The organism is Mesorhizobium sp. 2RAF45, assembly GCF_052115225.1.
GTDB lineage: Bacteria > Pseudomonadota > Alphaproteobacteria > Rhizobiales > Rhizobiaceae > Mesorhizobium > Mesorhizobium jarvisii.
Window position 1 is genome coordinate 138,970 of record NZ_JBFRGG010000014.1, and the last position, 21,769, is coordinate 160,738.

A 21,769-nucleotide genomic window follows, 5' to 3' on the forward strand; every position below is an offset into this window, starting at 1 on the left:
GGCAGAGACGACTTTTTTAGGGACGATCCCGGCCATGGCCGCGTGAAGTGGGTCGGTTGGAAGAAATCCGCCTTCGCATAAGTTCTTGAATCATATAAGCTTGCGCCGGGATAGAGGACGGACCAGGAGGGCTTTTGGCACTGGCTGCCAGCAACACGACGCGTCTGTGGACGCTTGTCGCGAAGGAGTTCTGGCGCAAGACGCGCCGGCGCTTGCGCGCCGGGCCGGTCTATCGCTGGCGCTATTCCGGCCGCACGCCCGAACGCGTGCTGATTGCACCGCCGGACTTGCGGCTGGCCGACCCGCAGATCGCGCTGGAGATCTATTACGGCCGCTATCCCCTGTCGGGGCACCTGGTAGAGACCGGCGGCAAGTCGCCCTTCCAGATCAACGTGCCCAATCATGGCTGGCAGAAGACGCTGCATGGCTTTCGCTGGCTGCGCCACATGCGCGCCGCCGGCACCGAACTTGCCGCCGCCAATGCGCGTGCCCTGGTGTCCGACTGGATCGCCATGCACGGAAACAACATTGCCGGTATCGCCTGGGAGCCCGGGACGACGGCCAAGCGCATCATCGCCTGGCTGCAGCATTCCTCCGTCGTGCTGCAGGGCGCCGAATTCCCCTTCTATCGCGCCTTCCTGAAATCGCTGGCCGTCCAGATCCGCTATCTCAGGTCGATGGCGCGCGAGATGCCCGACGGCAAGGACCGGCTGCGCGCCCGCATAGCACTTGCCTTCGCCGCCCTTTCCCTGCCGGCGCCGGCTTCGGCGCTGCGCGGCGCCACCCGCAACCTCGCCGAGGAACTCAACCGCCAGATCCTCGCCGATGGCGGCCATATCTCACGCAATCCGATGTCGGTGCTGGAAATCCTCGCCGACCTTTTGCCGCTGCGCCAGACCTACGCCAACCAGGCGGAAACCCCGCCGCAGGCGCTGATCGGCGCCATCGACCGCATGCTGCCGGCGCTGCGCTTCTTCCGCCACCAGGATGGCAGCCTCGCCCGTTTCAACGGCATGGGCGCCACCATCCATGACCGCATCGCCACCATATTGCGGCATGACGACACCGCCGGCGCGCCGCTGCTGCACGCGCCGCATTCGGGCTATGAGCGGCTGTCGATGGGCGGGGTCACCGTCATCGCCGACACCGGCCTGCCGCCGCCGGTCGACGTGTCCAACGCGGCGCACGCCGGCTGCCTTGCCTTCGAGCTGTCGTCCGGCCGCCAGCATTACATCGTCAATGCCGGCATCGACACCTATGGCGCCGCCGAGTTCCGGCCGCTGGCGCGCGCCACCGCCGCGCACTCGACCGCCACCATCAACGACACCTCGTCGGCGCGCTTCAGCCATTCGCTGCGCGTCAACGGCCTGCTGGGCTCGCCGCTGATCGGCGGCCCGCAGCAGGTGCAGTGCAAGCGCATCGACCAGAAGGGCATCCAGGGCTTCATCGCCCGCCATGACGGCTACGTCGCGCGCTTCGGCTTCCTGCACGAGCGCGAGCTTAAGCTGTCGTCGAACGGCAATGTCCTGGCCGGCAGGGACCGGTTCCAGCGGCCCGGCAATGCCGCGATCCGCAACAATGGCCGCGACTTCATCACCGTGCGCTTCCATGTCCATCCCGACATCAACTTGCTGCAGGACGAACATGACCGGCTGGTGCTGACCGCCGAACAGGCCGACAGCTGGGTGTTCACCTCAGGCGAAGTGGTGCCGGAGGTCGAGGAATCGATCTATTTCGCGGGTCTCGGCGGCCCGCGCCGCAGCCGGCAGATCGTGCTTGCCTTCAAGGCCTCCGACGTGTCCGAAGTCCACTGGCAGCTGACGCGCACCAGCATCGCCGGCTATCCGGAAAACAACTGAGAGTGCCGGCCACCAGCAAGCTTGCCGCTTGATTTCCTGATGTCATGTGCTACGGCGCGGGCTTGCCCCTCCAGCCGTGAAAGGCCGCCAGCCCATGGCCGTCGCCGCCAAGAACATTCCCGCCCCGGACCTCGTTCCCGTACGCCGTGCCTTGCTTTCGGTGTTCGACAAGACCGGCCTCATCGACTTCGCCACGGCATTGGCCGCGGCCGGCGTCGAACTGGTCTCGACCGGCGGTACCGCCAAGGCGATCGCCGAGGCCGGCCTGGCGGTGCGCGATGTCTCCGAACTCACCGGCTTTCCCGAGATCATGGATGGCCGCGTCAAGACCTTGCACCCTTCCGTGCATGGCGCGCTGCTTGGCGTGCGCGACGACCCCGAGCATGCGGCGGCGATGCGCAAATACGGCATCGAGCCGATCGACCTCCTCGTCTCCAATCTCTATCCGTTCGAGGAAGTCCGCCGCTCCGGCGCCGACTATGCAGCAATCGTCGAGAACATCGACATTGGCGGCCCGGCGATGATCCGCGCCTCGGCCAAGAACCACGCCTATGTCGCCATCGTCACCGATCCAGGCGACTACGCCTCGGTGCTGAACGCACTGGAAATGAACATCGGCTCGCTGTCGCTGGATTTCCGCAAGAAGCTGGCGGCCAAGGCCTTTGCCCGCACCGCCAGCTATGACGCGGCGATTTCCGGCTGGTTCGCCGAGGCGCTGGAGATCGAGCACCCGACCTGGCGCGCCTTCGGCGGCAGGCTGACCGAAGTGATGCGCTACGGCGAAAACCCGCACCAGAGCGCCGGCTTCTACGTCAATGGCGACAAGCGCCCTGGCGTCGCCACGACGCGGCAGCTGCAGGGCAAGCAGCTCTCCTACAACAACATCAACGACACCGACGCCGCCTTCGAACTGGCCGGCGAGTTCGATCCCAGCCGCTCCGCCGCGGTCGCCATCATTAAGCACGCCAACCCGTGCGGCGTCGCCGAGGGCACATCGCTGAAATCGGCCTACGCCAAGGCGCTTGCGTGCGATCCGGTCTCGGCCTTCGGCGGCATCGTCGCAATGAATCGCACCCTCGACGCCGAAGCGGCGCAGGACATCGTGAAGACCTTCACCGAGGTGATCATCGCGCCCGATGCCACGGACGAGGCCGCGGCGATCGTTGCCGCGAAGAAAAACCTGCGCCTGCTGGTCACCGGTGGCTTGCCCGACCCGCGCTCGCCCGGCACGACCGTCAAATCCGTTGCCGGTGGCCTGCTCGTCCAGGGCCGGGACAATGCCGTGGTCGACGATCTCGAACTGAAAGTGGTGACCAAGCGCGCGCCGACGCCGGCCGAAATGGCCGATCTCAAATTCGCCTTCCGCGTCGCCAAGCACGTCAAGTCGAACGCCATCGTCTATGCAAAAGACGGCGCCACGGTCGGCATCGGCGCCGGCCAGATGAGCCGCGTCGATTCCTCCCGCATAGCCGCCCGCAAGGCGCTCGACGCGGCCGAGGCCGCGGGTATGGCCGAACCGCTGACCAAGGGCTCGGTGGTCGCCTCCGATGCCTTCTTCCCCTTCGCCGACGGTCTTCTTGCCGCGGTCGCCGCCGGCGCCACCGCCGTCATCCAGCCGGGCGGCTCGATGAACGACAAGGACGTCATTGCGGCGGCCGATGAACATGGCATCGCGATGGTGTTTACGGGGGTTAGGCATTTCCGGCACTGAGCGCGTTTACCCTCCCCTCGATGGGGAGGGTCGGTGCGCTCGCTTGCGAGCGCGCCGGGGTGGGGTGATGGCGCTGACCCCCACCCCGCTCCGCTTCGCGGATCGACCCTCCCCACAAGGGGGAGGGTAAGGCGCTACTCTTGCGACCGATCCGCCGGATAGGGCGTCCTGACCAGGATCGCCATGCCGATACCGAGGAACAGGATGATCACGGCCATGCCGAGCCGCGCCGAATCGCTGAGCGCGGTGATGGTCGCCACCAGGAACGGCGCCAGGAAGCTGGTCGCCCGCCCGGCCAGCGCATAGATGCCGAAATAGCGGCCGGATTCCGCCGCCGTGACGCTGCGCGCCATGTAGGAGCGTGACGACGCCTGCACCGGGCCGAAGGCAAGGCCAATCAGCAGGCCATACATGATGTAGGCCTTTTCGGCCGCCGTGCCGAACAGTCCGCCCGAATCGGTGGTCGGCAGCTGGATCAGGCCGAGCAACGTGAAGCCTGGGCCGGTCGAGACGACGCCGATGGTGGCGACCGACAGCATGACCAGTGCGATCATCACCACGGCCTTGGAGCCGAGCGCGGTGTCGAGGCGTGCCGCGATCCAACAGCCGAAGATGGCGACGACATTGAGGATGATGCCGAACATGCCGATCTCTGTGATCGACCAATGGAACATGCCAGCCGCGAACGTGCCGCCGAGCGCCAGCAGCGCGTTGACGCCGTCCTGGTAGATCATGCGGGCGACGAGGAAGCGGAAGATGCCGCCGCGCCTGCGCACCTCGGCCAGCGTGGATTTCAGTTCCAACAGGCCCTCGCGCACCGCCGGCCCGATCGGAATGCCCTTGATGGCGTCCGGCGTGAAGAAGAACATCGGCAGGATGAACAGGAAATACCAGCCGGCCGACAGCGGCCCGGTGGCGCGCGCATCCTCGCCAAGCTTCGGGTCGAAGCCGAACAGCGGGTCGATGCCGATGATCGTCTTGCCGGTCTCGGGCGAGCCGGCGAGGCAGGTGACGACGAAGATCAGCGCGATCATGCCGCCGAGATAGCCGAGCCCCCAGGCCGTGTTGGAGATGCGGCCGATCTCGCTCTTCGGCACCAGCCGCGGCATCATCGAATCGTTGAACACGGTAGAGAATTCCGCCGCCACCGAAGCCAGCGAAAACAGCGCAACGACCAGGAACAGGTTCGAGCCGGGTGCGGCAAACCAGAGCAGAGCGAGACTGGTGATCTTGATCGCGGCGAAGAAAGCGATCCACGGCTTGCGCGGCCCGGTCTGGTCGGCGATCGAACCGAGGATCGGTGACAGCACGGCGATGACCAGCCCTGCCGCGGCGATCCCGTAGCCCCAGACCGCTTGGCCGGTGTTGGGATCGCCAGCCATGCGCGAGACGAAATACGGACCGAAGATGAAGGTGGTGACGACCGTGAAGAACGGCTGCGCCGCCCAGTCGAAGAACATCCATCCCCAGATGCCGCGCCCGGACGCCCGCTGCATTGTCTCTACCGCCATGATGATTCCCTCGGCCCCACCCGCGTCGGGCGCCATGTCTGCATGTTTCTGATGCCCATGCAAATGACAAGCGCTGCGCCGCCCCTCATTGTCCTGCCGGACATTTCTCCCCGTATAGTGACGGGGAGAAAGACGCTGTCGCGAAGGCTTTCGCCAATTGTCGACGTCGCAGAATGGGCGCCGGCCTTGCGACCAGTTCCCTTCTCCCTGTCACCATACGGGAGGTGAGGAGTGGCTCGCGTAGCGGACGAAAAGCCAATTGCTTGGCTTTTCGAACAACGAACGGCGGCAGCCGGATGAGGGGCGGCGCGAACCTCCGCAAGAACCCTCACATCCCGGTCAGATCGCTCATCAGCCCAGACGCCACGGACAGCCGCGACACGGTGATCTCGCCGCCTTCGGTGAGCGCCTGCAGACGCTCGCGGATGCGCGCCACGCGCTCGCCGCCGGCTTCCAGCCAGGCCGCCACCGGATCCGCTGCCTTGGCATGGCCGGTGAGCGCCGCCACCGCAATGCCGCGACGCGCCGCGCCGATCGTGTCGGTGGCGCGCGATAGCGCCAACTGGTCGTAGTAGTCCGAAGGCGTGATCGAGCGCGCCGCGTCCTCGACACGCGCGATGCGGAAGGCATCGCTGACCGCGAAGAACGCTCGTGCCGCCGCGACGATGTCAGCACCGGCCGTGCGCGCCGTCAGCGCGATGTCGGGGATGAGTTCGGCCACCTCGCTCAGCGCCAGCTGCTCGGCCAGCTTTTCCGGCGCGCCAGCCTTGAACAGCCCGTGCCGCTTCTCCTCGATCCGCTCGCGCGAGAAAGCCGGCAGCAGCGAAACGAGCTTCGGCTCCAGCGCCTTGCGCGCGTCCTGCAGCGCGGCGATGCGCTGGCCGAGCGGCGCCGTGCCGGCATCGTTCTTCAGATACCAGCCGCTGGTCACGTAGATCAGCCGGCTGACCATCTGGTAGAGATCGAGCTGCACCTGGCCGTCGATCTGACTGTCGAGCGCATCGATCTCGCTATAGAGCGCCGGCAGCGCAAAGCCGTCTCGCACCACGGCGAAGGTGCGCACCACGTCGGCGGCGGTGCGCCCGGTGGCTTCCTGCAGCCGGTTCACGAAGGACGGGCCGCCGCGATTGACCAGGTCGTTGGCGACGACGCGGGCGATGATCTCGCGGCGCAGCCTGTGGCCGTGGATTTCGGCGGCGTATTTCTTCGCCATCCGGTCAGGGAAATAGCCCATCAGGTCACGGTCGAAATGCGCATCGTCAGGCACATCGCTGGCGACGATGTCGGAAAACAGCACGATCTTGGCATAGGCGAGCAGCACGCCGAGTTCGGCCCTGGTCAGCGGCTCGCCGCGCGCCTCGCGCTCGGCAAGGGCAGCCGGCGACGGCAGCGTCTCCACGGCGCGGTCGAGCAGGCCGCGCGCTTCGAGCGCTGACATGAAGCGGGCCTGGTGCGCGATGTCGGCAAGGCCGCGCTTGCGGGCGATCGAAAGCGCCAGCGTCTGCTGGTAGTTGTTGGAGAGCACCAGCCCGCCGACCTCGCCGGTCATCTCGGCCAGCAGCTTGTTGCGGGCCGGGCGCGTCAGCGATCCCTTGCGCATGGCCGACGCCAGCGCGATCTTGATGTTGACCTCGACGTCGGAGCAGTTGACGCCGCCCGAATTGTCGATGGCGTCGGAATTGCAGCGACCGCCATTCATGCCGAACTCGATGCGGGCGCGCTGCGTGACGCCGAGATTGGCGCCCTCCCCGATCACCTTGGCGCGCACGTCGAGCGCGGTGATGCGGATGGCGTCATTGGCGCGGTCGCCGACCTCGGCATTGCTTTCGGTGGAGGCCCTCAAGTAAGTGCCGATGCCGCCGAACCACAGGAGGTCGACCGGCGCCTTGAGGATGGCGGTCATGATCTCGGCCGGCGTGGCCGTGGTCTTGCTGAGGCCGATCGCCGCCGCGGCGGCCGCCGGCAAGGTGATCGACTTCTGGCTGCGCGAGACGATAACGCCGCCTTCCGACAGCTTGGTCTTGTCATAGTCCTGCCAGCTCGAACGCGGCAGCGCGAACATGCGCTCGCGCTCGGCCATCGAGGCCGTCATGTCGGGATCGGGATCGATGAAGATGTCGCGATGATCGAAGGCGGCGATCAGCCTTGTCTGCGGCGACAACAGCATGCCATTGCCGAAAACGTCGCCCGACATGTCGCCGACGCCGACGACGGTGAAGGGCGAGGTCTGGATGTCGCGGTTGATCTCGCGGAAATGCCGCTTGACCGCTTCCCAGGCGCCCTTGGCGGTGATGCCCATCTTCTTGTGGTCATAGCCGGCCGAGCCGCCGCTGGCGAAGGCATCGTCGAGCCAGAAGCCATGTTTCTCGGAGATGGCATTGGCGGTGTCGGAGAAGGTCGCCGTGCCCTTGTCGGCGGCGACGACGAAATAGGGATCGTCCTGGTCGCGGCGCACGACCCCGGTCGGAGGAATGACACCGTCCAGCCCGATATTGTCGGTGATCGACAAAAGGCTTGAGACGAAATTCTTGTAGGCCGAGGTACCGGCCTCGAAGATCGCGTCGCGGCTGCCGCCCACCGGCAGGCGCTTGGGGAAGAAGCCGCCCTTGGCGCCGACCGGCACGATGACGGCGTTCTTGACCTGTTGCGCCTTGACCAGGCCGAGCACTTCGGTGCGGTAGTCCTGGGCGCGGTCCGACCAGCGCAGGCCGCCACGCGCCACCGGGCCGAAGCGCAGATGCAGGCCTTCGACCTCGGAACCGTAGACGAAGATCTCGCGCCACGGTCGTGGCGCCGGAAGACCCTCGACCGCCTGCGACTCGAGCTTGATCGCCAGCGACTGGCCCTTCTGCTTCGTATCGGCAACGAAATGATTGGTGCGCAGCGAGGCTTCGATCAGATTGAGGTAGCGGCGGATGATGGTGTCGTCATCGATGTTGGGCACATCCTCCAGCGCGTCCTTGATCTTGGCCTTGAGGTGCTTTGCCGCCACCACGCCCTCGGTTTCCGCCGTCGGGCCGAGCCGGGCGATGAACAGCGCGTGCAGGCCGCGCGCGATGTCGGGATAGCGGTTGAGCGCCGCGGCGATGAAATCCTGGCTTTGCGGAATGCCGACCTGCTGCAGATAGCGGCCATAGGCGCGCAGGATGGTGATTTCACCGGACCACAGGCCGGCGGTCTGGGCCAGGCCATTGTAGCCGTCATTGTCGACGTCGCCGCGCCACACCGACAGGAAGGCGTCCTCGAACAGCGCGCCGCCATCGGTAAGGTCGATCGGCTTGCCGTAGCTGTTCTCCAGTTCCATGTCGTGGATGAAGACCATGTCGGTCGCGTCGCCGCCGACCTCGAAGGTGCGCTCGCTGATGACGCGGAAGCCGATGTTTTCCAGCACCGGCACGCGCCGCGACAGCGCCACCGGGCTGCCATGGTGATAGATCTTCAGCGCCGCCTGGTGCGGCTTCTGCTCGGCATGGCGATAATAGTCGATGGCGATGGGATTATCGGCGCTAATCCTGGCGATGCGCCCGGCATCGGCCAGCGCCACCGCCGCGCTGAACGTGTCCCGGTAGCTTTCCGGCAGCCTTGCGGCGATGGCCTTCAACGCCTGGTCGCCGCCACCCGCATCCGCCGCGTCGGAAAGGGCATCCTCCCATGTCCGCACGATGTCGCGGATCGCCGCCTCGATCGTCGCCTGCTCGACCTTCGGCGTCTTGCCGCCGGAGCGGCCGATGATGAAATGCACCCGCGCCAGCCCGCCTTCGGGGAAGGCCGGGTAGTAGGCCGACAGCCGGCCTTCGAACACGTTTTTCAGATAGGCGCCGATCTTCTCGCGCACGACGCTGTCGTAGCGGTCGCGCGGCACGAAGACGAGGATCGAGACGAATCGGTCGAACTGGTCGGCGCGCACCAGCGCCCGCACGCGCGGCCGCTCTATCAACCCGAGAATGGCCGCGGCATGCTTGCGCAGGATCGGCACGGGCACCTGGAACAGTTCGTCGCGCGGGTAGCTTTCCAGCACGTTGATCAGAGCCTTGCCGGAATGGTCGTGCCGGTCGAAGCCGGACTTGGCGATGATGGTTTCGGCCTTGGACCTGAGATACGGGATCTTCATCACCGAGCGCGTGTAGGCGGTCGAGGTGAACAGGCCGACGATACGCAGTTCGCCGGCAAGCGTGCCCTTCGGGGTATAGGTCTTGACGCCGATGTAGTCGAGATAGATGCGCCGGTGCACGGAAGACTTGGCATTGGCCTTGGTGACGATCAGCGGCTCCGGCCCATGCAGGAAGGCGCGAATCTCGGGGGTCGTCGTCACCGCTTCGGTGCCGCGCCTGAGCACCAGCACATCGGGATCGGACAAAATGCCGAGGCCGGGCTTGTCGGCCCGCTCGAGATTGCCGCTTTCCTCGCCGCCGGAGTATTTGAACTCGCGCATGCCGAGGAAGGTGAAATTGTCGTCGCGCAGCCATTCCAGGAAGGCGATCGCCTCGGCGACGCTGTTCTTGTCGAGCGGTACCGCCGAATAGCGGAATTCCGAGATCGCCTGGTCGAGACGGGCGAGCATCGGCTTCCAGTCCTTGACGGCGGCATGGACCTGGCCAAGCATCTTGCGCAGCCGCTCGGTCAGGGCGTTTGCCGCTTCCACCGTCAGCCGCGGTATGTGGACATGGATGACGCTCAGCCGATCGTGATTGCCATCGTCCTTGGCGAAATTGCCGTCGCCGAGGATTTCCTCGACACCGCGTTTGCCATGGCGAACGGTGATGACCGGGTGGGTGACCAGGGTCGGCTCGCCGGATGTCTCGGTAATCTCGCCGAGGATGGAATCGAACAGGAACGGCATGTTGTCGTTGACGACGGTGATGACCGTGACCGGGCGGCCTTCGCGGACGACGCCCGAATCGGTCTCGACGGCAACCACGCACGCGCCCTTCTTGTGGCCGGCGACCGCTTGGCCCGCGAGGTCGGCGGCGCGTTCGAGATCGGCCGCCTCATAGGCGGCGATGTCTTCCGCCGGTGCCCGGGCGAGCAGGTAATCGGCAAGCCTGGCTGGCCTTTCCTCGGTCTTTGTCGCCGATGTGGCTTTTTTCTTCGGCTTCGCTGCGGATTTCACGCTGGCCATGACGCTATTCCCTCCCGTCGAATGCTTTTACGACTATCGTAGCAGATGACCGCTGTTTGGCGACAAAGGTTTGACGGCTTGCCATGAATTATCGGAATTCGACCACAAGACAGCGCCCGACGAGGAGAAGTGACCCATGACCGGCAAAATTTCAGCACTGGATCTGGCCTCGGGAGAGCTGAGCGAGCCGACAAAGGCCTATTTCGCCAAATGCCAGGAGAAGCTCGGCCTGGTTCCCAACGTGCTCAAGGCCTATGCCTTCGACGACAAGAAACTGCGCGCCTTCACCGACATGTACAACGACCTGATGCTGGGCGAGTCCGGCCTGTCGAAGCTGGAGCGCGAGATGATCGCCGTTGCCGTGTCCTCCATCAATCATTGCTACTACTGCCTGACCGCGCATGGCGCCGCGGTGCGACAGCTGTCGGGCGACCCGGCGCTCGGCGAGATGATGGTGATGAACTTCCGTGCCGCCGCGCTTTCCCCCAGGCAGACAGCGATGCTCGAATTCGCCGTCAAGCTGACCGAGGAGCCGGCCAAGATCGTCGAGGCCGACCGGGCAGCGCTGCGAAAGGTCGGCTTCGGCGACCGCGACATCTGGGACATCGCCTCGACCGCGGCCTTCTTCAATATGTCGAACCGGGTGGCGGCGGCAATCGACATGCGGCCGAACGACGAGTACCACGCCATGGCGCGTTGAGGCGGGCCCTAGCCGCGCCTTATATTAGCCACCCCTCATTTCCGTTGCGTGTTTGTCGGTTTGGTCCGATGATCGGCAGGCGGCATGACCGCATGCCGGTTCAATGCCGCTCATTAAGGGAGGAGAACATGGCGAAGTTTCTCTACGTCTATCACGGCTCCGGGAAGATGCCGACGAGCGAAGCCGAGCGAAAGGCGATGACCGACGCCTGGACAGGCTGGTTCGGAAAGCTTGGCTCGGCCGTTGTCGATCCAGGCAATCCAGTCGGCATGTCGAAGACCGTCCTGCCTGGCGGCAAGATAGAAAACAACGGCGGCAGCAACCCGACCGGCGGCTACTCGATCATCGAGGCCAAAGACATCGACGATGCCGCCGAAAAGGCCAAAGGCTGCCCGATGCTGGCCATGCCGAACTGCAACGTCGAGATCGCACCGATCATCAATATGATAGCCTAACGCCTCGCCTCAGGATCATGCTCAAGACCGCGCCGCGATCGCGGCAGCGGCGCCGGCCATCGTGGTGGCGCTGACGCGGTTGGCGATCTTCATGGCGCGCTTGCTCTTCAAGAGCTTGCGCGCCTGCGCCGCGGCGAGCACCCAGGCGAGATCGATGGCGATCAGCACCACCGCCATGGTCACCGTCAGCTCGACCCAGCCGACGATGCTGACCGAAGCGAGGTCGATGATGGTCGGCAGCAGCGCCAGGTAGAACATCATGATCTTGGGGTTGCCGAGCGTCACGGCCATGCCGGCGAAGAACAGCTTCACGGCTGAATCCTCGCGCGGCATCTCGCCTTCTTTCGCGTCGACGGGCGCCGTCCACATCTTCCAGGCAAGGTAAGCGAGATAGGCGACGCCTGCCCATTTCACGACAACAAAGGCAAAGTGAAAGGTCTGCGCCACGACGGCAAGTCCGAACACCGCCAGCGACAGCCAGATGCCCTCGCCGATCCACATGGCGAGAAGGAACGGGAACACGTCGCGAAAGCCCTTCGCGATGACGCGTGCGACCAGTGCCGCGATCGACGGACCGGGCGAGCCGGCGGCAACGAACAAGGCGGCGGCGAAGATCAGGAGCGAGGTGAGATGCATGGCACTGCCTTCCAAGCGGTTGAAGGGCGGACGATATCCGATCGACATCGCCGCTTGCAACGTCGGTGGCTTGCAGTCAGGTTGATCTTGCCGAGCAGGCGGGAGGAGGAGTTCTCGTGGCTGTGCAAAGTTGGCGCGCTGTCCTTCGACGGTTCTCCATGCCGGCTGTCCTGGTAGCCGTCATGACGCTGACCGGAGCGCCGCAGGCTGTAACATCGTCAAGGAAGCCGCCGAAATATGATCACGTCGTTGTCGTGATCATGGAAAACCACACCTTTGAGCAGATTTCTCTGGCGGGGCGAGGTGCTCCCTATGTGAACAGGCTGGCAAAAGGCGGCGCTCTGTTCGATCGATCCTACGGGGTTGCTCACCCCAGCCAACCCAATTACTTCGCCCTGTTCAGCGGCTTGACACAAGGCGTCCATGACGATGGCATGCATAGCTTTGCAGCACCGAACCTGGCCGCTCGTCTTCGAGCTCACGGCAAGACGTTCACGGGCTACGTCGAAGCCAAATCGCCGCGAAAACATAATCCTTGGGAATCGTTTGCGGATTCAAAGGGATTTGAGAAGCCTTTGGCCCAGTTCCCTCGCGACTATGCGAAGCTACCATCCGTTAGCTTCGTAATCCCCAATCTCGAAAATGACATGCATGATGGCACAATAGAGACGGCGGATGCCTGGTTGAGAACTTACCTTGGAGGCTACGCGGCTTGGTCGAAGAAAAACAACAGCCTTTTTATCATAACATTCGATGAAGACGACTACCATACAGAGAATCATATATTTACTTTATTCTACGGATTTCGAGTTGAACCAGGGAGATACTCCGAAAAGATCGATCACTATTCCGTCTTGCGAACCATTGAAGACATAGAAAGCGTACCTCCCCTGGGCACCAGCGGCATCAGATCGGTGATCGCCAGTGCATGGAACCGACGGTAGTTTCCCGCCGGACGTCTCCGAATGCCCCGAATAAAGTCGGAAGCCATCATTCGTTGGCCTGCCTTGCCGTCCTCGTTGGCTACGGCTAGAAGACCTGCCACGAAACAATTTTGAGCTTCACTTTGCCTCAGTAACCGCCGGTCTCGTCAACTCCCCCAACACACTCGCATGGCGCCGCATCCGCGGTGCCTGTCTCATATTCATGTGTTCTTCTGGGCGGCGGTTCGAGACCGGTTTGGCACTGCTGAACCGCTGTCGCGCGCTTTCCGCCGGCGACACCTGACCATCCCCTCAGCCTACCGCCACGCCGCGCCCGCATGGGCATCTCGATCGTGCCGACCTGATGAACTTCCCGACGGGAAGGGCTTACCGGCATGTCCGGCACTTTACGCATCCACTGGGCGATCGCGCCCCAAATCGCACCTCAACCGCTGATCAACTGCAATCGCTGCGGCGGCATGAAGGCCTATCGCTGCAGCGGAAAATTCCGCGTCAACGCCAACGGCAAGCGCATCGACGTGTGGCTGATCTACCGCTGCGTCGACTGCGATAATTCCTGGAATTTCGGCATTTTCGAACGCTGCAACCGCCGCGACATCGAACCGGCCCTGCTGCAGGCGTTCGAAAGCAACGACCCGGGACTGGCGCGGCGCCATGCCTTCGACATGGTCGCCTTGCGCAACCAGGTCGGGCGCGTCGAGGAGTTTCCCGATGTCGCCGTGCATAAGCGGTTGCTAGGCGGCGCCAGGGACCGCGCGGCGGCGCTGGAACTCCGCCTTGGGCTGGAAATGCCGACATCGCTGCGGCTTGATCGTCTGCTCGCCGGCGAACTTGGCATCTCGCGCTCGCGGCTTCAGGCGCTGGAGGAACGACGCCTGCTGATCGTCGATCCGGACGGCGACAAAGCCCTACGCAAGCCGGCCCGCCAGGGGATGACGATCCGGATCGACCTGGCCGGCGAGCCGGACCACGAAGCGATCATCTCCGCAGCCGGCGGGTAAAACGAGAAAGGGGCGGAGCACCTGGTGCCCCGCCCCTCTCGGAAATCGTCGGAAGAAGAAATTACGCCGCGCCGACCGCCTTGGACGACTTCTCGAAACGCTTGCGCTCGTTCGGGTCGAGATAGAGTTTGCGCAGCCGGATGGTCTTCGGCGTCACTTCGACCAGTTCGTCGTCCTGGATCCAGGCCAGCGCGCGTTCCAGCGTCATGCGGATCGGTGGGGTGAGCTTGACCGCCTCGTCCTTGCCGGCGGCGCGGATGTTGGTCAGCTTCTTGCCCTTCAGCACGTTCACTTCGAGGTCGTTGTCGCGGGAGTGGATGCCGATGATCATGCCCTGATAGACCTTGACGCCCGGATCGATGACCATCGGGCCGCGGTCTTCCAGGTTCCACATGGCGTAGGCGACCGATTCGCCCTGCTCGTTGGAGATCAGCACGCCGTTGGTGCGGCCGGGCAGTTCGCCCTTGTAGGGCTCGTAGGCATGGAACAGCCGGTTCATCACGGCGGTGCCGCGCGTGTCGGTCAGAAGCTCCGACTGGTAGCCGATCAGGCCGCGCGTCGGCGCGTGGAAGACGATGCGCTGGCGGTTGCCGCCGGAAGGGCGCAGTTCGACCATCTCGGCCTTGCGCTCCGACATCTTCTGCACGACCACGCCGGCATGTTCCTCGTCGACGTCGATGACGACTTCCTCGACCGGTTCCAGCAATTCGCCGTTCTCACCCTTCTGCATGACGACGCGCGGCCGCGACACGGCGATTTCAAAGCCTTCGCGGCGCATCGTCTCGATCAGCACGGCGAGCTGCAATTCGCCTCGGCCGGAGACGAAGAACGAATCCTTGTCGGGCGATTCCTCGATCTTCAGCGCGACATTGCCTTCGGCCTCGCGCAGCAGGCGGTCGCGGATGACGCGGCTGGTCACCTTGTCGCCTTCGGTACCGGCGAGCGGGCTGTCATTGACCAGGAAGGACATGGTCACGGTCGGCGGATCGATCGGCTGCGCATGCAGCGCCTCGGTAACCGCTAGGTCGCAGAACGTGTCGGCGACGGTACCCTTGGACAGGCCGGCGATGGCGACGATATCGCCCGCCTGGGCTTCCTCGATTGGCTGGCGCTCGAGGCCGCGGAAAGCCAGGATCTTCGAGATGCGGCCGGTTTCGATCTGGGTGCCGTCATGGTGCAGCACCTTGACCGCCTGGTTGGCCTTCAGCGTGCCGGATTCGATACGGCCGGTAATGATGCGGCCGAGGAAGGGGTTGGCTTCCAGGATGGTGCCGATCATCCGGAACGGACCGGGATGGACGGTCGGTGCCGGCACATGCTTGATGATGAGATCGAACAGCGGCCCAAGCTGCTGGTCCTTCGGGCCTTCCGGATTTTCCGAAACCCAGCCATCGCGGCCAGAACCGTAGAGAATCGGGAAGTCGAGCTGCTCGTCGGTGGCGTCGAGCGCGGCGAACAGGTCGAACACCTCGTTGACCACCTCGACATGGCGGGCGTCCGGGCGGTCGATCTTGTTGATGACGACGATCGGCTTCAGGCCGACCTTGAGCGCCTTGCCGACGACGAACTTGGTCTGCGGCATCGGGCCCTCGGCGGCGTCGACCAGCACGATGGCCGAATCCACCATCGACAGGATGCGCTCGACCTCGCCGCCGAAATCGGCGTGGCCGGGTGTGTCGACGATGTTGATGCGGGTGTCCTTCCAGTCGACCGAGGTCGCCTTGGCCAGGATGGTGATGCCGCGCTCCTTTTCCAGGTCGTTGGAATCCATGGCACGCTCGGCGACGCGCTGATTGTCGCGGAAGGAGCCGGACTGCTTCAGAAGCTGGTCGACAAGGGTGGTCTTTCCATGGTCGACGTGCGCGATGATCGCGATATTACGGAGTTTCATGTTCTGGGTCTCGGAAGCGTTGCAGGCAGCAGGCCAAAGGCGCTGCCTCTTTCGGTTGCGCGGCTCATACAGGGTTTTTCGCAGTTGCGAAAGGGGAAGCGCGACACCAAATACTCATCAAATCTTAAGCATCTGCGTGTGAGATGATTTTGTTAACCAAGGCGGGAACCTTTCAGGGCCCGGGCAGTTCGACCGTCATGACCGATAAACTCAACAGATTTTGGCCGCTCATCGCTTCGGTGGCCTTTGCCTTGCTGCTGGCGGCCAACGCCGCGCAGTCGGCTGCCGCGACCCAGAAAGGCGCGCGCGCCGTTGCGCAGTCAGACACCCAGACCGCCGAACAGGCCTTTGCCGATGCGCCTGATGGCGTTGACCCGATGGTGACGGGACCGGTCAGCACCGCCTTCAAACAGAGGCAAGTCAGCGCCAACTGCGACAGCGCGGTGTGGCCGAACATTCCGATGGTCTGCTACCCGGATTGACCGCCCATAATTGCCGTCCCTGACAGCGGCAACCATTGACATGCCCTGGAACAGTCAAGGCGATCTGACGGCCGTCAGATCGCCTTGACTGAATTTAGCCTTATCCCGCCTTAGGCGGCTTGCGGTTCCGGGTCGAACGCCGGCCGGCTGGTGTTGATCAGCAGCGAGATACAGGCCGCCGCGATGGCCGTCATGCCGGCGATGAGGAAAGCGAGCTCGTAATTGCCCTGCAGCTCGCGCATCGTGCCGCCGAAGGCGGCCGCAGTGGCCGCACCCACCTGATGGCCGGCGACGATCCAGCCGAACACGATCGGGCCGCTGCGGTCGCCGAACGCTTCATTGGCAAGCCGCAGTGTCGGCGGCACGGTGGCGATCCAGTCGAGGCCGTAGAGCACGGCGAAGATGATCAGGCTGGTCGCCGAGAAGCCGGAATAGGGCAGGTAGATCAGCGACAGGCCGCGGATGGCATAGTAGACGCCGAGCAGCTTGCGCGGATCGAAACGGTCGGTGAGCCAGCCCGACAGCGTTGTGCCGATCAGGTCGAAAATGCCCATCATCGACAAAAGGCCGGCGGCTTGCACCTCGCCGATGCCCATGTCACCGCAGAAGGCGATGAGATGCGTGCCGACCAGCCCGTTGGTGGTGAAGCCGCAGACGAAGAAGGTGGCGAACAGGTACCAGAACACCCGCGTGCCGGCGGCGCGGCGCAGCGTATTGAGCGTATGCGCCAGGAAATTGCCTTGCGATGCCGGTGGCACCGGCGGCACGTCGTCGGCCTCGGCGCCATAGCGCACCATGCCGATCGAAGCCGGACGCTCCGGCACCAGCAGCCAGACCAGCGGCAGGAGACAGGCCGTGGCGACCGCGACGGCGATGGCGACCGGCCTCCAGCCGCCCGATTGCGCCAGCGAGGCGAGCAGCGGCAGGAACACCAGCAGGCCGGTGGCGCTGGAGGCCGACATCAATCCCATGACCAGGCCGCGATTGGTCTTGAACCACCGGTTGACGATGGTGGCGCCAAGCACGCTGGCAACAGCGCCGGAGCCGATGCCCGAGAAGACGCCCCAAGTGATGAAGAGATGCCAGGGCTTGGTCATCAGCAGGCTGAGAGCGGTCGAGCCCGACATCACCAGCAGCGATGCGATCAGCGTGCGCCGCAGCCCGATCCGCTCCATCAACGCGGCGGCGAACGGGCCCGTCAGACCATAGAGCAGGATGCCGACGCCTGCGGCCAGCGAGATGACATCGCGCCGCCAGCCGAAGCTGTTTTCCAGCGGCAGCATCATGACGGCGGGCGCCGAGCGCAACCCGGCGGCGATCAGCAGGCAAAGGAAGATGACACCGACCACCACGAAGGCGTAGCGCTGGCCAAACGGACGGGATTGAGCTATCATGTTACTGACCGGTACGTTGCAAGATGGGACCACGTATACGTACCGATCGGTAACATTGTCAATCGAGTTCCATGATGCCAACTGACAAAAATATTGAACTGTCCATCAGCGACGATCATGCATCGGCGCCGCCGAAGGCGGCCAAGAAGATCCTCGACGTGGCGTATGACCTTTTCTACCGGCGCGGCATCAGGGCAATCGGCGTCGATGAGATCGTCAAACGCGCCGGCGTCACCAAACCCAGCCTCTACCGAAGTTTCCCGTCGAAGGACGAGCTGGCGGCGTCCTATCTGCGTCAGTATGACCACGAATACTGGGAGCGTTTCGACGAGGCGGTCGACGCTCATCCCGGCGACCCGCGCGCGCAGATCGGCGCCTTCCTGACCCGCGTCGGCAAGCGCACGCAAAAGCCCGACTACCGCGGTTGCGGCATGACCAACGCGGCCGTGGAATATCCCGAGCGCGGCCATCCGGCGCGTGTCGTTAGCGAGGCCAACAAGCAGGAGCTGCGCCGCCGCTTGCGCGCCATGGCCGCCGCTATGGGCGCGCAGGACCCCGACACTCTGGGTGATGGGCTGCTGCTTTTGATCGAAGGCGCCTATATCAGCGGCCAGCTGTTTGGTCTCGGCGGCCCCGCTCAGTCGGTGGCGACGAACGCGGATCTGCTGATAGAAGCGAGCTTGAAGAAATAGCGTTTGGCGATACGTTGCTCCGGCCTAACTGGAGATTGTCGTCATGCGTGCCATTCTGATCCCGCTTGCGCTTGCCGGCCTGTGTCAGGAGGCTCGTGCCGGCGACATATCCAGCGCCTATACCGACCTCGATTCGAAGAAGGATTGCGTGACCTATGCGCAGGCCGCAGAAGGCGATGGCGACTGGGCCGATCTCGCCTGTTCGGGCTATCGCGGCTATCCAGTGCTCATCGCCTATGACGACGCCCGTGAATCGCTGTTCTACGGTTTTCCGCCCGGCGGCGACATGACGTCCGTCTGGGAGAGTTTTTCAGGCTTCAATTCGTCCGCGGCCAAGGTTGAATGGCGTATCGAAACCAATGGCGACAAGGCCGTGCCCTTCGCGGTCATCCACCGCCGCACGATCAGCAATGCCGAAGATCAGAACAAATCGACCGACGTGCTGCTTGTCGCCAAGGTCGGCCAGATGGACGCCCGAGAAAGCTGCACGGTCGGCCTTGTGCTGGCCACCGGCAACCCGCAAGCCAACGACCAGGCGCGAAAACTCGCCGACGAGAAGGCGCGAACCTTCGCCTGCGGCAAGGACCGGCACACCGTCATCGGCAATGTGCCGGCTTTCGGCCGGGTGGATAACTGACCGTTCGGACTCGGACTATTTGATCTTCCTCGCCCGTTCGATAGCATCGACGATCATCTTCTTGGCATATTTGGAATCGTGCCAGCCTTCGATCTTGACCCATTTGCCGGGCTCGAGATCCTTGTAGTGCTCGAAGAAGTGCTGCACCTGCTGCAGGGTGATGTCGGGCAGCTGCGTATACTCGGTAACGTTCTCGTAGCGCAGCGTCAGTTTGGGTGACGGCACGGCAATGACCTTCTCGTCCTGGCCGGCATTGTCTTCCATGATCAAGACGCCGATTGGCCGCACATTGATGACGCAGCCCGGCACCAGCGCGCGCGTGTTGCAGACCAGCACGTCGATCGGATCGCCGTCGCCCGACAGCGTGTGCGGCACGAAGCCGTAATTGCCGGGATACCGCATCGAGGTGTGCAGGAAGCGGTCGACGAACAGCGTGCCGGCCTCCTTGTCCATCTCATACTTGATCGGTTCGCCGCCGATCGGCACTTCGATGATGACGTTGACGTCTTCGGGCGGATTCTTTCCGGTGGCTATGGCTTCAATGCGCATGGATTTGTCCCTCTCTCGGTTGGGAGGAGATAGCGGGCGGCGCACAAGGGCGCAATGCGGCGAATGGTGCTGGTGAACGTCAGGCGGGACGCGATGGCGTCACATGCGTTCAATCATCGCCACAAGATGTTTCAGCGTCGTGATTTCACGGGGATACGCACCACGTACGGCCTTGCTTTGCGCTATCGGCGGTCATTCCCAGACGAAGGCGACCTTCTTCAGCGCTTTCTGCTCGAAGATCTCGACGCCCTCGGCGACATCGCGGCCGCCGGCGCCGGCATAGAAGGCCAGCGCGTTCTGGTTGTCTTCCAGCGCCCACACCACCATGCCCTTCAGGCCATGGTCGGCAAGACGCGCCCTGGCCGCCGAAAACAGCCGCCGGCCAAGACCGATGCCCTGATATTCCGGGCGCAGGTACAATTCGTAGATCTCGCCCTGCTGCTTGAGTTCCCGGGCGCGGTTTTTGCCGATCGTCGCATAGCCGGCGATGGTGCCGCCGATTTCGACGACCAGAACGGTGGCGGCGCGGCGAATCGCATTGGCCCACCAGTCGGCGCCGCGGCGGTTGATCATCGACGTCAGCGTGCGGTGTGGAATGATGCCGGAATAGGCGCCGCGCCATGCTTCCAGATGCACTTCGGCAATGGCGCCTGCATCGCGCGGGTCGGCTTTCCGGATGTCGATCGTCAGCGTATTCATGATTTGTTAACCATAAACCCGCATCGGCCGATTGCAAGAGTCCGGGTGACCCGCCGGCCGCTTTCTCACAGCCGATCCTGACATTGCTGACATTGCGCAAAGCCTGTCCGCAAACAGGCCGGATCGGTAAAGTGGTGTCTACCAGCAGGCTCTCAAATTTCGACCAGATGGTCGTCCAGCTCGTTGGTATCGCCAGACGTGACCGGGAAATGCTCGGCCAGCACCGACCCCACCTGCTCGATCGCCTTGACGAAGCCGTCGGCAAGCCGGTCGTCGCCGGCATGCGCCGTCAGGTCGCGCACCACGCCGTCCCAGACATCCTGGCCGACCTTGGCGTCGATGCCCGAATCGGCGACCACCTCGGCATAGCGTTCGGCGATCGAGACGAAGACCAGCACGCCGGTGCGCGCCGCGGTGCGATGGACGTTGCGGGCGAGGAACTGCTTGATCGCATTGGCGTGCGCCGCCTGATAGCGCAGCCGCCTTGGCACCATATGGATGCGCAGCCCGGGAACAGCCCACAACAGGGCAAGCACGCAGGCCAGCGCCAGCAATTGCGCGACGACGAAATGCGGCAGGCGGATGGTGAGCCACCACGCCTCCAGCCCATAGGCGACGGCGAGGCTGACGACCAGCATGCCGAGCGTCGCCATCATGGCGGCCGGAGCGAAATAGCCGTCGCTGGCATGCGCGACGACGCAGTAGATCTCGCCGTCGGTTTTGGTTTCCGCGGCGCGGATCGCATCGGCGATGCGCTCGTGATCTTCGGGACTGATCGGTCGTGTTGCCATTGTCTCACCAGCTTCCTGAAGAACCGCCACCACCGGACGAGCCGCCGCCCCCCGAGAACCCGCCGCCGCTGCTGCTCGATCCTGACGACCAGCTGCTGCCGGAACTCCCCGACGACCAGCCGCCACCCGACGAACCCGTCGTCCAGCCGCTGCGGCCCGAGGATCCGCTCGGCCCCCTGCCGTAACGAAACGTCATGCCCAGCCATCTATACACGCCCGGCGACAGCTTGGTGCCGAACATCGGCGGCAGGAACGCCATCGCCAGGCCGCCGAAGAACATCGTCGCCCACAGGATCAGGAACACCGCGACGATCGGATCGATGGGGGTGCTTCTGTCGGCCGGATTGCGCTTGCCGCGCGCTTCCAGTTCCTCGGGATGACCTTCCAGCACCATGACCATGTCGTCGACGGCCTTGGAGATGCCGCCTGGGAAATCGCCGGCGCGGAACGCCGGCACCATGTCGTTCTCGATGATCAGCTTGGTGTGCAGGTCGGTCAGCGTGCCTTCCAGCCCATAGCCGACCTCGATGCGCATCTTGTGGTCGTTCTTGGCGACCAGTAGAAGCACGCCGTTGTTCTCGCCGGCCTGGCCGAGTTTCCAGAAGCGGAACAGCCGGTTGGCATAGGGCTCGATCTCCTCGCCGTCGAGGCTGGGAATCGTCGCCACGACGATCTGGTCGGAGCCCTTGGTCTCGAAG

At 64.1% G+C, this 21,769-nt stretch carries 18 protein-coding genes; 9 read left to right on the forward strand and 9 right to left on the reverse strand.

Annotated features, from left to right (window positions below):
* Positions 1-134: 134 nt before the first annotated feature.
* Positions 135-1,859 (forward strand): heparinase II/III family protein, encoded by a 1,725-nt coding sequence (locus AB4Z43_RS27620; protein ID WP_441939781.1) that lies wholly within the window; start codon positions 135-137, stop codon positions 1,857-1,859.
* Between the two features lie 94 nt (positions 1,860-1,953).
* Positions 1,954-3,570, forward strand: coding sequence for a bifunctional phosphoribosylaminoimidazolecarboxamide formyltransferase/IMP cyclohydrolase (purH, locus tag AB4Z43_RS27625; protein ID WP_441939783.1), 1,617 nt, complete (start codon positions 1,954-1,956; stop codon positions 3,568-3,570).
* Positions 3,571-3,704: 134 nt separating this feature from the next.
* Here purH and AB4Z43_RS27630 read toward each other — a convergent pair whose 3' ends face one another.
* Complete coding sequence (locus AB4Z43_RS27630; RefSeq protein WP_441939785.1) at positions 3,705-5,081, reverse strand: MFS transporter; 1,377 nt, start codon at positions 5,079-5,081, stop codon at positions 3,705-3,707.
* 328 nt (positions 5,082-5,409) lie between these two features.
* Positions 5,410-10,200, reverse strand: coding sequence for an NAD-glutamate dehydrogenase (locus tag AB4Z43_RS27635; protein WP_441939787.1), 4,791 nt, complete (start codon positions 10,198-10,200; stop codon positions 5,410-5,412).
* 136 nt (positions 10,201-10,336) lie between these two features.
* On the opposite strand from AB4Z43_RS27635, the gene AB4Z43_RS27640 reads away from it, so the two are divergent.
* Complete coding sequence (locus AB4Z43_RS27640) at positions 10,337-10,900, forward strand: peroxidase-related enzyme (protein WP_038650381.1); 564 nt, start codon at positions 10,337-10,339, stop codon at positions 10,898-10,900.
* A 128-nt stretch (positions 10,901-11,028) separates the two neighbouring features.
* On the forward strand, positions 11,029-11,355 hold the full coding sequence (locus AB4Z43_RS27645) for a hypothetical protein (RefSeq protein ID WP_441939789.1): 327 nt from the start codon (positions 11,029-11,031) through the stop codon (positions 11,353-11,355).
* 21 nt (positions 11,356-11,376) lie between these two features.
* Here AB4Z43_RS27645 and AB4Z43_RS27650 read toward each other — a convergent pair whose 3' ends face one another.
* The gene (locus tag AB4Z43_RS27650) at positions 11,377-11,991 is read right to left on the reverse strand and encodes a LysE family translocator (protein WP_038653512.1); all 615 of its coding nucleotides are present in this window, start codon (positions 11,989-11,991) and stop codon (positions 11,377-11,379) included.
* A gap of 182 nt (positions 11,992-12,173) precedes the next feature.
* Here AB4Z43_RS27650 and AB4Z43_RS27655 point away from each other — a divergent pair, with 182 nt between their 5' ends.
* Positions 12,174-12,935: an alkaline phosphatase family protein gene (locus AB4Z43_RS27655; RefSeq protein WP_441939792.1), complete on the forward strand. Its 762-nt coding sequence runs from the start codon at positions 12,174-12,176 to the stop codon at positions 12,933-12,935.
* A gap of 374 nt (positions 12,936-13,309) precedes the next feature.
* Positions 13,310-13,936: a DUF1062 domain-containing protein gene (locus AB4Z43_RS27660; protein ID WP_441939794.1), complete on the forward strand. Its 627-nt coding sequence runs from the start codon at positions 13,310-13,312 to the stop codon at positions 13,934-13,936.
* Between the two features lie 61 nt (positions 13,937-13,997).
* Here the strand turns inward: AB4Z43_RS27660 and typA are convergent, their stop codons facing one another.
* Positions 13,998-15,827, reverse strand: coding sequence for a translational GTPase TypA (typA, locus tag AB4Z43_RS27665; RefSeq protein WP_038650385.1), 1,830 nt, complete (start codon positions 15,825-15,827; stop codon positions 13,998-14,000).
* Positions 15,828-16,024: 197 nt separating this feature from the next.
* Between typA and AB4Z43_RS27670 the strand changes: the two genes are divergently transcribed.
* Positions 16,025-16,309, forward strand: a complete 285-nt coding sequence (locus tag AB4Z43_RS27670; protein WP_223217841.1) for a hypothetical protein — start codon at positions 16,025-16,027, stop codon at positions 16,307-16,309.
* A gap of 110 nt (positions 16,310-16,419) precedes the next feature.
* Here AB4Z43_RS27670 and AB4Z43_RS27675 read toward each other — a convergent pair whose 3' ends face one another.
* Positions 16,420-17,703: an MFS transporter gene (locus AB4Z43_RS27675; protein ID WP_441939796.1), complete on the reverse strand. Its 1,284-nt coding sequence runs from the start codon at positions 17,701-17,703 to the stop codon at positions 16,420-16,422.
* A 74-nt stretch (positions 17,704-17,777) separates the two neighbouring features.
* Here AB4Z43_RS27675 and AB4Z43_RS27680 point away from each other — a divergent pair, with 74 nt between their 5' ends.
* Together AB4Z43_RS27680 and AB4Z43_RS27685 are read left to right on the forward strand one after the other, a co-directional pair.
* On the forward strand, positions 17,778-18,395 hold the full coding sequence (locus AB4Z43_RS27680) for a TetR/AcrR family transcriptional regulator (RefSeq protein ID WP_027047518.1): 618 nt from the start codon (positions 17,778-17,780) through the stop codon (positions 18,393-18,395).
* Between the two features lie 43 nt (positions 18,396-18,438).
* Positions 18,439-19,032 (forward strand): hypothetical protein, encoded by a 594-nt coding sequence (locus tag AB4Z43_RS27685; RefSeq protein WP_019861886.1) that lies wholly within the window; start codon positions 18,439-18,441, stop codon positions 19,030-19,032.
* Positions 19,033-19,047: 15 nt separating this feature from the next.
* On the opposite strand, the gene ppa is transcribed toward AB4Z43_RS27685, so the two are convergent.
* From ppa to AB4Z43_RS27705, 4 genes are all read right to left on the reverse strand, one after another.
* Positions 19,048-19,581, reverse strand: a complete 534-nt coding sequence (gene ppa, locus AB4Z43_RS27690) for an inorganic diphosphatase (RefSeq protein WP_441939799.1) — start codon at positions 19,579-19,581, stop codon at positions 19,048-19,050.
* Between the two features lie 192 nt (positions 19,582-19,773).
* Entirely contained in the window at positions 19,774-20,280 is a 507-nt protein-coding gene (locus AB4Z43_RS27695) for a GNAT family N-acetyltransferase (protein WP_010912199.1), read from the reverse strand.
* 152 nt (positions 20,281-20,432) lie between these two features.
* Positions 20,433-21,071: a TPM domain-containing protein gene (locus AB4Z43_RS27700; RefSeq protein ID WP_441939801.1), complete on the reverse strand. Its 639-nt coding sequence runs from the start codon at positions 21,069-21,071 to the stop codon at positions 20,433-20,435.
* Positions 21,072-21,075: 4 nt separating this feature from the next.
* A partial coding sequence (locus tag AB4Z43_RS27705; protein ID WP_441939802.1) for a TPM domain-containing protein occupies positions 21,076-21,769 on the reverse strand: 694 nt, incomplete at its 5' end.

What these genes read in the sequence shown, in the direction of transcription:
- AB4Z43_RS27685 (WP_019861886.1), top strand. Translation starts at nt 18,439, where the DNA reads ATGCGTGCCATTCTGATCCCGCTTGCGCTTGCCGGCCTGTGTCAGGAG.
- AB4Z43_RS27675 (WP_441939796.1), bottom strand. Translation starts at nt 17,703, where the DNA reads ATGATAGCTCAATCCCGTCCGTTTGGCCAGCGCTACGCCTTCGTGGTG.
- AB4Z43_RS27680 (WP_027047518.1), top strand. Translation starts at nt 17,778, where the DNA reads ATGCCAACTGACAAAAATATTGAACTGTCCATCAGCGACGATCATGCA.
- AB4Z43_RS27670 (WP_223217841.1), top strand. Translation starts at nt 16,025, where the DNA reads ATGACCGATAAACTCAACAGATTTTGGCCGCTCATCGCTTCGGTGGCC.
- typA (WP_038650385.1), bottom strand. Translation starts at nt 15,827, where the DNA reads ATGAAACTCCGTAATATCGCGATCATCGCGCACGTCGACCATGGAAAG.
- AB4Z43_RS27695 (WP_010912199.1), bottom strand. Translation starts at nt 20,280, where the DNA reads ATGAATACGCTGACGATCGACATCCGGAAAGCCGACCCGCGCGATGCA.
- AB4Z43_RS27630 (WP_441939785.1), bottom strand. Translation starts at nt 5,081, where the DNA reads ATGGCGGTAGAGACAATGCAGCGGGCGTCCGGGCGCGGCATCTGGGGA.
- AB4Z43_RS27635 (WP_441939787.1), bottom strand. Translation starts at nt 10,200, where the DNA reads ATGGCCAGCGTGAAATCCGCAGCGAAGCCGAAGAAAAAAGCCACATCG.
- AB4Z43_RS27650 (WP_038653512.1), bottom strand. Translation starts at nt 11,991, where the DNA reads ATGCATCTCACCTCGCTCCTGATCTTCGCCGCCGCCTTGTTCGTTGCC.
- ppa (WP_441939799.1), bottom strand. Translation starts at nt 19,581, where the DNA reads ATGCGCATTGAAGCCATAGCCACCGGAAAGAATCCGCCCGAAGACGTC.
- AB4Z43_RS27660 (WP_441939794.1), top strand. Translation starts at nt 13,310, where the DNA reads ATGTCCGGCACTTTACGCATCCACTGGGCGATCGCGCCCCAAATCGCA.
- AB4Z43_RS27645 (WP_441939789.1), top strand. Translation starts at nt 11,029, where the DNA reads ATGGCGAAGTTTCTCTACGTCTATCACGGCTCCGGGAAGATGCCGACG.
- AB4Z43_RS27640 (WP_038650381.1), top strand. Translation starts at nt 10,337, where the DNA reads ATGACCGGCAAAATTTCAGCACTGGATCTGGCCTCGGGAGAGCTGAGC.
- AB4Z43_RS27700 (WP_441939801.1), bottom strand. Translation starts at nt 21,071, where the DNA reads ATGGCAACACGACCGATCAGTCCCGAAGATCACGAGCGCATCGCCGAT.
- AB4Z43_RS27655 (WP_441939792.1), top strand. Translation starts at nt 12,174, where the DNA reads ATGACGCTGACCGGAGCGCCGCAGGCTGTAACATCGTCAAGGAAGCCG.
- purH (WP_441939783.1), top strand. Translation starts at nt 1,954, where the DNA reads ATGGCCGTCGCCGCCAAGAACATTCCCGCCCCGGACCTCGTTCCCGTA.